The 10,466-nt window shown below is 41.3% G+C and carries 10 protein-coding genes; 3 read left to right on the forward strand and 7 right to left on the reverse strand.

Annotated features, from left to right (window positions below; all coding sequences use genetic code 11):
- Positions 1–130: 130 nt before the first annotated feature.
- Complete coding sequence (locus AC6UD0_RS05840; RefSeq protein WP_500708436.1) at positions 131–511, forward strand: hypothetical protein; 381 nt, start codon at positions 131–133, stop codon at positions 509–511.
- Positions 512–583: 72 nt separating this feature from the next.
- On the opposite strand, the gene AC6UD0_RS05845 is transcribed toward AC6UD0_RS05840, so the two are convergent.
- From AC6UD0_RS05845 to AC6UD0_RS05865, 5 genes are all read right to left on the reverse strand, one after another.
- Positions 584–2,170 (reverse strand): L-lactate permease, encoded by a 1,587-nt coding sequence (locus tag AC6UD0_RS05845; RefSeq protein ID WP_500708437.1) that lies wholly within the window; start codon positions 2,168–2,170, stop codon positions 584–586.
- Positions 2,171–2,332: 162 nt separating this feature from the next.
- On the reverse strand, positions 2,333–3,361 hold the full coding sequence (locus AC6UD0_RS05850; RefSeq protein ID WP_500708443.1) for a zinc-binding alcohol dehydrogenase family protein: 1,029 nt from the start codon (positions 3,359–3,361) through the stop codon (positions 2,333–2,335).
- Between the two features lie 129 nt (positions 3,362–3,490).
- Complete coding sequence (locus AC6UD0_RS05855) at positions 3,491–3,838, reverse strand: winged helix-turn-helix transcriptional regulator (protein WP_500695850.1); 348 nt, start codon at positions 3,836–3,838, stop codon at positions 3,491–3,493.
- Between the two features lie 176 nt (positions 3,839–4,014).
- A complete protein-coding gene (yjeM, locus tag AC6UD0_RS05860) occupies positions 4,015–5,499 on the reverse strand; it encodes a glutamate/gamma-aminobutyrate family transporter YjeM (RefSeq protein ID WP_500707404.1) in 1,485 nt (494 codons plus the stop codon).
- A gap of 92 nt (positions 5,500–5,591) precedes the next feature.
- Positions 5,592–7,337, reverse strand: a complete 1,746-nt coding sequence (locus tag AC6UD0_RS05865; protein WP_500708438.1) for an ABC transporter ATP-binding protein — start codon at positions 7,335–7,337, stop codon at positions 5,592–5,594.
- A gap of 111 nt (positions 7,338–7,448) precedes the next feature.
- Between AC6UD0_RS05865 and AC6UD0_RS05870 the strand changes: the two genes are divergently transcribed.
- Positions 7,449–8,285: an aldo/keto reductase gene (locus AC6UD0_RS05870; RefSeq protein ID WP_500708440.1), complete on the forward strand. Its 837-nt coding sequence runs from the start codon at positions 7,449–7,451 to the stop codon at positions 8,283–8,285.
- A 68-nt stretch (positions 8,286–8,353) separates the two neighbouring features.
- Here the strand turns inward: AC6UD0_RS05870 and AC6UD0_RS05875 are convergent, their stop codons facing one another.
- Positions 8,354–8,857, reverse strand: a complete 504-nt coding sequence (locus tag AC6UD0_RS05875) for a TetR/AcrR family transcriptional regulator (protein ID WP_500708441.1) — start codon at positions 8,855–8,857, stop codon at positions 8,354–8,356.
- Between the two features lie 180 nt (positions 8,858–9,037).
- On the reverse strand, positions 9,038–9,874 hold the full coding sequence (locus AC6UD0_RS05880; RefSeq protein ID WP_500708442.1) for a DegV family protein: 837 nt from the start codon (positions 9,872–9,874) through the stop codon (positions 9,038–9,040).
- A gap of 279 nt (positions 9,875–10,153) precedes the next feature.
- Here AC6UD0_RS05880 and AC6UD0_RS05885 point away from each other — a divergent pair, with 279 nt between their 5' ends.
- Entirely contained in the window at positions 10,154–10,276 is a 123-nt protein-coding gene (locus AC6UD0_RS05885) for a hypothetical protein (RefSeq protein ID WP_500694107.1), read from the forward strand.
- The last annotated feature ends 190 nt before the right edge of the window (positions 10,277–10,466 follow it).

Raw genomic sequence — 10,466 nt, forward strand, 5'->3', positions numbered from 1 at the left:
TTAAAGCATTGCTATAAAATATTTTTAGGGATTGATGTCAATGAACAAACGATGTCAGTCCCTTTTTTCTTCAACATTTTCTTTCAAAGTTAAATATATGTTAAAATTTATCTAAAGGTAGGTGTTAAATATGGAGAAAAACGCATTTACTAGTCGTATCAGTTTACTGTGGACGGCCATGGCCATGATTTTATTTGGCACTAGTGTGGTTGAAGGCATCCAAGAGATTATCTATGGTTTTCCCATTGGTTTCATTGACTGGATTTTAATTATTTTAAGTGCCCTCTGTATCATCATTTGGGCGGTCACCTTATTTATTAAGAATCCAGCGATGGAGATTGCGGGTGAAATTACTCCAAAACAACGTGTTTGGGGTGGGATTGTGACCCTGCTTGTGTTTCTTTTGGTAATAATCGGAATCTCTCATCTTTCCGTCATGTGGACTGATTTAATCCTGATTCTAGGATTTATTGGCTTTTTACTTAACGAAGTATGGACGTTTAAAGATTAAAAATTTTGATAATTAAATCTGAAAAAGTCCATTCCAATGTTGAATTGGGATGGACTTTTTGTTTGCCTATAATTATTTGAATATGAAGATGGAGATAATGAGAAAAAAGAGATAAGCGGCTGCCGGAATGGCAGTCTTCCGCATTACCGTCCCCTCTTGTCCCTTCAATCCAACTACGCCACTCACGGAAACAATGTTGTAGACACAAATCATGTTTCCAACTGCGGCGCCGATGACCTGACCGGCGAGGATGAGAAATTTGTCTAAGCCAGCGTCCACGGCGACATCAGCCTGAATTGATGAAAAAGTCAGGGTGGAGACGGTCGTGCTCCCGGTGACAAATGAGCCAACCGCGCCTAAAATTGGGGCGATTGCTAACCAGACGCCGTGCAGGTGCGTAGCCATAAACGATGCCAAGTAACCGGGCATGCTGTCTAGTTTGGCGCCGTTAAAATTGGTGTTAGTAAAGACTTGGACCATGATTAAAGTCACAATTAAGGTCAGAAGCGTGGTCTTCATTGATTTCACCACGTCCCACGCTTCGTGTGAAAACGAACGAAATGATTCTTCACGAAGAAGGACCGTTAGTAGGGCAACAATCAAGAGGACGGTTCCCGGTGAAGCTAAAAGGAGCCAGCTCGAGTCAATTGCCTTAAAGCCAAGAATGTTGGTTAATGATAGGTTGACGTGGCTGTTTAACCAGTTATGGACCGGTTTGACGAGTTTAGGGATTACCAGTAAAACGACCACGAGGACGTATGGTAACCACGCTCTAATTAGTGAAATGTCGGTTCGGGGCTCTTTGATGGTTACTTTTTCGGACTGTTTCCATGGATTTTTCTTGATATCTTTTGGTAGTAAAATGTTGAACTTAATACTTAAGATGGCGAAAATCAGGGCAATGATGGGGCTGATAACGGATGTTAATTCGTATCCCAGTAATAATTGACTGATAATGGTTGAAATCGAGTAAATTAAGCCAATGGCAATGCACCATGGGGTAACCTGTAAAACTGATTTGAAGCGGTTTTTGGTGTATTGGTTGGGAAGTAAAAAGACTAGCATCACGATTAAGATTAGTGGAACAAGAGTTCCACTAATTAACTCGAGGTTAGCAATCTTTAACCCGACTTTTCCCATCTCAGCCGTACTAACGGTGTTACTTAGACCAACCGTTAGTGGGGTCCCAACGGCTCCAAACGAAGCAGCCGTTGAGTCGGCTACAAGGGCTAAAACGATTGAAGAGAGCGGTTTAAATCCCAGAGCAATTAGCAGTGGCGCGGTGACCATGGCTGGAGCACCGAAGCCCGAGACCCCCTCAATTAGGGACCCAAACAGAAAGACAATCAGGATGGCTTGTAGGCGCATGTCGGTGGTTAAATTGGTGAAGCCAGCGTTAATCCGGTCAACTGATCCGGTGTATTCCAGTGCTCTTAGTAATAACAGTGCCCCAAGGAGAATCCAAGCAATTGTCAGACTTTTGTGGACTCCCTGAATGGCTGAGGCTGCCAGAGCTTTCATTGGCATCTTCCAAACCAATAAACTAGCTAAAATAACAAGTATTGCCGTTACACTCATTCCCTTTAAGGCTGGCATGTTTAAAAAACCCAGCAGAATTATTGGGACTAGTATCGGAAACATTGAAACTAATAATTCCATATAATGTTTTCTCCTCTTAGTGTTTTGCGGTAAACGATGTCTTATAACTATTATACATGAGTTAGAAGCTTCAAGCGAAGCGGGTTATTTTCAAGGAGTTTTGGAAATAAAAAAAGCTAATCTTTAGTGATTAGCCTTTTATGGCACAAATTAATTATTTGATTATCGTTTTACAACAACCTTCCCCATCATTTGATGGGACTCCACCATACTGGTTGCTTTACGAAGATTTTTGGCAGAAATGGGACTAATTGTTTTAGTGAGGGTACTTTTAATTTTTCCCTCATCAAGTAGTTTTCCAATTTTATCCAGGATTATGTGTTGTGTAATCATGTTGGGAGTTTGGTACCATGATTTTTCATACATCCATTCCCAACCAAATCTTACCATCCGTGATTTTAATGGACTAAAGTTTAAATTTCTACCTGATCCAGTGGTGGATGCAATGTTTCCGTTTGGACCAATTAATTTTGTGATGGTTGACCAATAAGCATCAAGATTTGCTAATTCCAAAATATAATCAACGTGCTTAAACCCTAAATCATGAACCTGGTCAACAATGTTATCGTGATAGTCAACAACATGATCAGTTCCATGCTGTAATTCCCATTGCTTAGTCGTTTCGTTTCCTGCAGTTGCGATCACGGTCAAATTGGCCAGATGGGCTAATTGTGTTGCCACTGAACCAACGCCACCAGATCCATTAATGACTAAAATAGATTTTGACGAGTTGCCCTCTGTATCATTAATATCGATATCCATTTGTTCAAACATTGATTCCCATGCCGTTATACTGGTTAGTGGCATCGCAGCAATTTCTTCAATACTTAGTTTTTTGGGTGCATGCCCCACTATTCTTTCGTCGACTAATTGATACTCACTGTCACTTCCAGGTTGTTTATACGATCCAGCATAAAAAACTTTATCACCAGTTTTAAAAATGCTCGTCTCTGCTCCAGTTGTAACGACAGTTCCGTAAGCGTCCCATCCCATTATCTTAGGATGAACAAGTTGCTTTCGTTGGGCGCGTCTAGTATAAACATCAACAGGATTTACCGATACAGCCTCTACTTTAACCAATAAATCGTGAGGTTTAGGGGTAGGGACTTCTGTACTAAATTCAAATAGACTGTCTGGATTTTTAATTGATAAATATTTAGTAAAGCCAATTGCTTTCATGTTCTTTTTCATCATCTATCTAATCTCCTTATTTAAGTTACTGTTAATTTTAAGGAGAAAATGATGCTTTACAATAATGTAATTTTTGTTACTAGGTTACAATATTTTCACCAGATAATTAGATTACTGTGGTTGAAGCTTTTATCTCTGATCGTCGTTGATTGAATTATACAGTTTTCCCCATTTTTCCATTTCATCAATAACCGGTTTTAGTGATTCACCAAATTTAGTGATTTTGTATTCTGTTTTTGGTGGAACGACAGGGTAGACCTTCTTTTCAATGATATTATCGTTTTCTAGTTCCTTTAATTGTAGCGCCAGCATACGTTTTGAGCAGCCGTTGATCTGCTTATTTAAATAATTAAATCTAACTACTTTACTTTTAAATAAGTGATACAAAATAACACTTTTCCATTTGCCAGAGATTATTTGTAATGTACTTTCAACTGGGCAGCCTTCTTGACAATTATATAAATGTCTATTGCTCATGACTTTTACTTCTCTCTTTATTTTGATCAAAATATCATTGAAGTTGTCTACACACCTAGTATACGCTATATCTTTGGATAACTTTGTGTTCTTATTGAATGTAATGAATTTAAATTAAAGTATTATTTACTAATAAAAAATGAGACGCCCTCACCAAAGGGACGTCTCATTTTTGCTTATTTACTTAGATATTTCTTTTCGTAGTGGTGGTACAAAAGATAACCCACAATACCAAACAAGACAGGTCCAACGACCATCCAGATACTGCTTACGTAGTTGCCACTCAAAGCGGGAGCGATAATCGTAAAAATAATGGCAAATCCGACCGTTAACATTACGACACAGACCGCTAATTTGGCGACTAGTGAATTTTTGTAGAAGACAAAGGGCTTCTTGATTTTCTGGTTGGCTTTAAAACCAATGAACGAGAAGGCAATGAACAGGTACGGAATTACCATGGCCACGTTGGTCATCTGAACCAAAATGTTGAAGAAAGCTTTGGCACTTTGTCCTCCAAACGAGATTACGAGGATGAACAAGATGACTAAGAGTCCCTGAATCATCATGGCGTTACCTGGTACGTTGTGTCGATTGATTTTGGTAAAGAACCTCGGCCAAATTTCCTTGGGAGTGCCCTCCACAATCGTCTTGATTGGCGAAATGACGAGTGTGATGAAGGCCCCACTCAGTGCTAGAAAAATGGAAACCCCGACGTAACGACTGACCCACATCCCGATTTGAACGGAGACGCCATGAGGAAAGTTCAGGGCGGTCCCCAGTTGATAACCAAAGTTATTCATGATAACGAAAGGGATGTTGACTAGGTTAATGTTGTGTTTTGAACCCAAGACCTGGTTCCAGTTCGTAAAAGCTCCGACCATGAAAATCCCAATCGAATAGACGACGGAAATGGTGATGGCCGAGATGGTGATTCCTTTAGGAAAAGTCTTTTCGGGAGTCTTGGTTTGATCAACGAGCCCCCCAATGGTTTCTAGTCCACCGTAGGCAAAGATTGCGTATACGATAAATCCGAGGACATTAATTAATGAATCGTATTGCGGATTGGGTGATACTAAGACGGCTTTCCAGGAGAGCGGCTGAAAGGTATGTCCGTTAATTAAAAGGATGATGGCCCCACCAACAATGAGGATCACGTTAGTTAACATTGCCGCAAACCCACCGATGGAAGTGACCTTTTGAATTTGACCGATTCCACGGGTAGCGATGAACGTAATTACGATCATCAAAAGGACGGCTAAAAGGCCGATGGTTTCAACACTTGAAAGTCCAAAGAGGTGAGCATCTGACGTTTTATCAACGCCGAAGATTGCATTTGAAAGTGGGACCCAGATGGCGGAACTGGTGTTGACCATCCAGATGATGGCGGAAGCATACCACATTGAGATTCCCGTGAAGGCGAATTTAGGATTAACTGATTCGCTCATCCAAGTGTAGATGCCACCGTGCTTTTCTGAAAAAGCCGCACCAAACTCCGCAATCATGAACGCGAACGGGATGAAGAAGCAGAGCGCTGCCAGGATGTACCAGATGATTGAGGCATACCCCATTAGGTAGAACGCTCTGGAAATGTTCGCTGATCCGAAGACGGATGTAAAGATCATTAAGACTAACGCAAATAATGATAACTTTTTATTGTCCATCAAATGTAACCTCCAATTTCTTAAATAATTCTTAAAGTATAACAGGAAAATCCTGATTTGTGACACAAAAAAAGAATTCATTGCTGAATTCCTTATTTTTTAAATTGAATTTTAACGTATTCGCGGTACTTGGGCAAAGTCTTGATTAACTCTTCGTGAGTCCCGTGTCCACTGATTTCACCGTGGTCAACAAAGTAAATGTCGTCTGAATCAACGATGGTACTCAATCGGTGAGCAATAATGAGGGTAGTACGACCCTTCATGAGTTGATGAAGCGCCTTTTGAACCATGGCCTCTGATTGTGAATCAAGACTGGCCGTGGCTTCATCTAGCATCAAAATCTTTGGATCCCGCAAAAAGGCCCGAGCGATCGCGAGTCGTTGCCTTTGGCCACCACTGACCTTAATTCCTCGTTCACCAACTTGAGTGGAAAGTCCGTTGGGCATTTCCTTCACAAAGCCCTCCGCGTACGCCAGGCTTAGGACGTGCCAGAGTTGTTCATCTGTAAACTGCTCGTCTAGTCCATAGGTCAAGTTATGGCGAATCGTCCCCGCCATGATGGCGGAATCCTGACTAACCAGTCCGATTTGATGCCGCCAGTTAGAGAGGTTAATGTCCTCGATGTTTTCCTTGCCAATTGTAAGGGTGCCAGACGTTGGTTGGTAGTAACGTTCAATCAAACTGAAGATGGTTGATTTTCCACTTCCAGAAGGTCCAACGAAGGCCGTAGTTTGATTGGGCTTGGCGGCGACGTTGACTTTTTTTAAGACCGGTTCATCGGGGTCGTAGGCAAAACTAACGTCATTGAGGCGCAACGTTTTACCGCCAATGTCATCTGAGAAGCCCGACGCAAAGTCTTCTTCTGGTTCAATGAGGAGTTCTCGGACGTGTTCAGTAGAACCATTGGCCTTCGAGAGGTCGGTGACAAAACGACCCAGCATGCTAACGGGACCAATGATTTGAAACAGGTACATTAGAAAGGCAAACATGGTTCCGATGGTCATAGCTCCAATGGCAACCCGATGAGCGCCATATGCCAAGATTCCAACAATCATAGCCATCATGACCGTGTTCAGAATTGGTCCCGCAATGGAGTCATAGACCGACTCTTTGAGGCCGATTCGATACAGATTGTGAATCAAGTTAGAACCAGCGTTGGTTTCGTACGGTTCGGCATTTGATGATTTAACTAAGCGAATTTCGTTTAAAGTTTCCTGCGCCTTTCCGCTGAAATCAGCCATTTGGTCCTGACGCGATTTCCCAATCTGACTCGACTTGTGAATGATTGGTCGCATCACGGTCATGACGATGGGAATGGCAATAAACATGATTAAGGCCATTCGCCAATCCATGATGAGCATGATGATTAAAGCCCCGATTAGTTGAAAGATCGACGTAATCGTGTTGGGAAATGAAACTGACAGTAAGTCTTTAATCTGATCTGTGTCACTCACGAGCCGCGAGGTCATTTTTCCGGTCTTCACGCTATCAAAATAGTGAACGTTTAACTTCACCATTTTCTCCCATAGTAGTTCTCGAAGGTTAGCCACGACGTCTTCACCAAAGAAGCCCAGGAGCGTTCCTGAACCCGCGTTAATGAGGGCACTTAAGACAAATAAAATAACCATGGCAAAAATTAATACTAGACTAACGCCCTTGGCGAAGTCGTTCACCATGACCTGGGCAATCTTTGGAACCGTTAGTTGGGCTCCGGTAGCTACTAGACCAAGAACTAGTCCGACCATTAGTTGCCAGTAGTGGGGTTTAGTTTGTCGAATTAAATGGAAGAATCCCCGAAAGTTAAAGGATCCGTTATTTTTTTGGTTTTTCTTTTTCACGTTATCACTCCTTAAATCGTAACTACTATCCTATCACAAATCGACTTGCTTGAAACGAATATTCATTCCGCCTATCCTAATCGTAGAAACACATTGAGAGGAGTGCTCATCATGGAATATGAGTATTATACGTTAAATAACGGAATGCAGGTTCCCAAGATTGGTTTTGGAACCTATCTTTTAAAGGGTTTTGAAGGTGCAATGGCGATCACTTCTGCCATTCATAAGGGTTACCGGTTAATCGACACTGCCTACAATTATGAAAACGAAGGGGCCGTTGGTCGTGGAATTGAAAACTCGAACGTCCGCCGTTCTGATTTGTTGGTAACTTCAAAGTTGCCAGGCCGTTACTACGACCGAAAGAGTGCCATTAATGCCATTCAAGAGTCACTTTATCGGGCTGGTCTAGACTACTTTGATATCTACTTGTTGCACTGGCCTAATCCCAAAGAGGGGAACTACGTTGAAGCATGGCAAGCACTGATTGATGCCCAACAGTATGGTTTGATTCGGACGATCGGAGTCTGTAACTTCCTACCAGACTACTTGGACAAGCTAGTTGATGAAACTGGTGTCATGCCATCAATTAATCAAATTGAACTTCATCCCTACTTTAATCAGGATGATATGCGTCACTATGATGAAGAACACGGGATTTTAACCGAAGACTGGAGTCCACTTGGTCGTGCGAGTGAGATGTTAAAGAACCCAGTTCTGGTTGATATGGCCGCTAAGTACCATAAAAACGTTGGTCAATTGATTTTACGCTGGGAGATTCAGTTAGGAACCCTGCCAATTCCTAAGTCAGCTCATCCTGGTAGACAGAGTGGTAACCTGAACGTCTTTGACTTTGAGATTACTCCTGAAGATATGGAAACGATTGATTCGTTAACCAAACCAGATGGTCGAACTCACAACCAAGATCCAGCCACTTACGAAGAATTTTAGATTAATTAATGATTGAAATCAATTAATAAAGGAGACCCACTTCTGGGTCTCCTTTTTGTACGGATTAATTAATAAATAATTTCAAGAACTTTTTGAAGCCGATGAAGTAATTTTTCGGAATCACTGGGAGATTCCATTGCTTCTTTAATCGTCTGGTGGCACAGAACGGTAATGGCCCACCGTTTGGCTGGCAGCTTAATGATTGCCGAATCATCAATGTTTTTCTGATTATGCAGGATGTCCATCTGAATAAATTCAAAGTATTCACTTTCAGCACTATCTTCTAGAAAGGAACGGGCGGCATCAACGTAGTCGCTTGGTTTCAGTTCATCAAGCTTTTTATTTGTGAAAGGCTGGTGAAGGGTTGATAAAACCAGTCTGCGTGTGTAATCATAGCCGCCCTTTAAGGTAATGAAGTATTTGTAGTAGGCTCCACGTGAGATTTTGGCATCCTTGATGATCCTGGCAACTTGGGCGTCAGAGAAGGGATGAGCGGAAAATTCATTTAAAAGGGCACTGTTGATGCGATCCTTTTTTGCCTGGGGGAGATTTACAAAAGTTGATGATGGCATAAAAAATCCTTCCTTCTATGTAATAATTTAATTATACCCACATGTTGACACGGTGTTAACCGCTAATTTATCATAATTGGCTCATTAAAAGTCCGAATAAACAAGCGATGATTCCATGATTTCCTCTTTTCATAATAAAAGACCGAACATAAATGTCCGATCTTAATTGTTAGGATTAAGTTATGCGAAGATGTAGCCAAATCCACCGGGACCAACGTGCGTCATAACGATGGGACTTGTCAGACGGCAAGTGACGTCGATGTCAGGTCTAGCTTCCTTGATCTTAGCGGCAATTTTCTTTGGGGCCGTTCCGTCGTCAACGTATGAAAGACCAACTTCGGAAATATCCTTATTATTAATGATTTCATCGGTGACCTGATTGGCAATCTTGGTCATTTTCTTGATGCCACGGCACTTGTACTTCAGTTTTAAAGTTCCCTCAGTCAGTTGAATTACGGGCTTTAGTTGAATTAGTGAGGAAATAAAGCCAACCGCCCGGCTAGCACGCCCACCCTTGACCATGTAATCAAAACTGTTGATGAAAACGTAGGTCATGATGGTTGGTACAAAAGCCTTTAAATTGTCCATAATTTCGTTAACAGACTTGCCTTGATCGGCCAATTTTTTAGCGCGTATGACGGCAAAAGTAAGACCACTATCAGTGGAATCACTGTCTAGGACTGAGATGTCTCCGCCCACTTGTTTGGCAGCGGTCCTAGCCGTCTCAACCGTTCCGCTTAAAACCTTGGTTAAATGAATGGAGATGATTGAAGCGTCTGGATCTTCTTTTTGAATTTTTTCGTAGGCTTGAATGAATTTACCCAGAGAAGGTTGACTGGTCTTCGGAAATTCTTTGTCGTTTGCAAGATGATCGGAGAATTCTTTTCTGGTAATGTCAACACCATCTTCATAAGTTTTACCATCAATGGTAACCTGAAGTGGTACGACCGTGAGATTATTTTTTTGAATTTCATCTGGGGTTAATTGAGCAGTTGAATCAGTAACAATATGAATCATGTGTTTCTCCCTCCAATTAACGTTTCGTTAATTTGCCTTATGGACCTTAATTATAGTAGAAGGATCGGTTTTTTCCCAGTTAAAATTGGATTTAATTTTAGCCAGGGACGCTGTTTATTACAGTACTGGTAATTTGATGGTTACGAGTGCGGTTACACAGTGTGAATGGTGTAACCGGTTGGCAATCACATTATAAAAATTATAAATTAGAGAAAGAAGTAGCTTTTTTGTTGCAAACAAGATATAACTATATTAGGGAGAAAAGCAGGGAGTTTCATCATGAAAAATAAAATGAAAATCCTGTTAACCAGTGTTGTTTCGGTGCTGGTAGCAGGTTCGATGGTAGCCGGATTGGTTGCCAAAAAGCGTGATAACGAAAAGAAGCATGCGACAAAAAAGTAAGCATTGCTGATTATTAGGGGGATTTCAACTACGGTTGAGTTTCCCCTTTTATTATGGTCGATCGTGTAAGCGTTGAAATTAAAGAAAAAATTAAAATGAATAATGAAGTGAGGCAAGCAAATGGTAAAAGGAAGAAAAAAAGAATTAAGGTTGAGTACCGTTTTAATCTATTCGTTACTATTAAATACCG

The organism is Fructilactobacillus sp. X7R9C1, from assembly GCF_059901005.1.

Excerpts from the sequence above, each read along its gene's own strand:
- AC6UD0_RS05855 (WP_500695850.1), bottom strand. The coding sequence starts at position 3,838 with ATGAGCAATAGACATTTATATAATTGTCAAGAAGGCTGCCCAGTTGAA.
- AC6UD0_RS05850 (WP_500708443.1), bottom strand. The coding sequence starts at position 3,361 with ATGAAAAAGAACATGAAAGCAATTGGCTTTACTAAATATTTATCAATT.
- AC6UD0_RS05880 (WP_500708442.1), bottom strand. The coding sequence starts at position 9,874 with ATGATTCATATTGTTACTGATTCAACTGCTCAATTAACCCCAGATGAA.
- AC6UD0_RS05840 (WP_500708436.1), top strand. The coding sequence starts at position 131 with ATGGAGAAAAACGCATTTACTAGTCGTATCAGTTTACTGTGGACGGCC.
- AC6UD0_RS05845 (WP_500708437.1), bottom strand. The coding sequence starts at position 2,170 with ATGGAATTATTAGTTTCAATGTTTCCGATACTAGTCCCAATAATTCTG.
- AC6UD0_RS05875 (WP_500708441.1), bottom strand. The coding sequence starts at position 8,857 with ATGCCATCATCAACTTTTGTAAATCTCCCCCAGGCAAAAAAGGATCGC.
- yjeM (WP_500707404.1), bottom strand. The coding sequence starts at position 5,499 with ATGGACAATAAAAAGTTATCATTATTTGCGTTAGTCTTAATGATCTTT.
- AC6UD0_RS05870 (WP_500708440.1), top strand. The coding sequence starts at position 7,449 with ATGGAATATGAGTATTATACGTTAAATAACGGAATGCAGGTTCCCAAG.
- AC6UD0_RS05885 (WP_500694107.1), top strand. The coding sequence starts at position 10,154 with ATGAAAAATAAAATGAAAATCCTGTTAACCAGTGTTGTTTCGGTGCTG.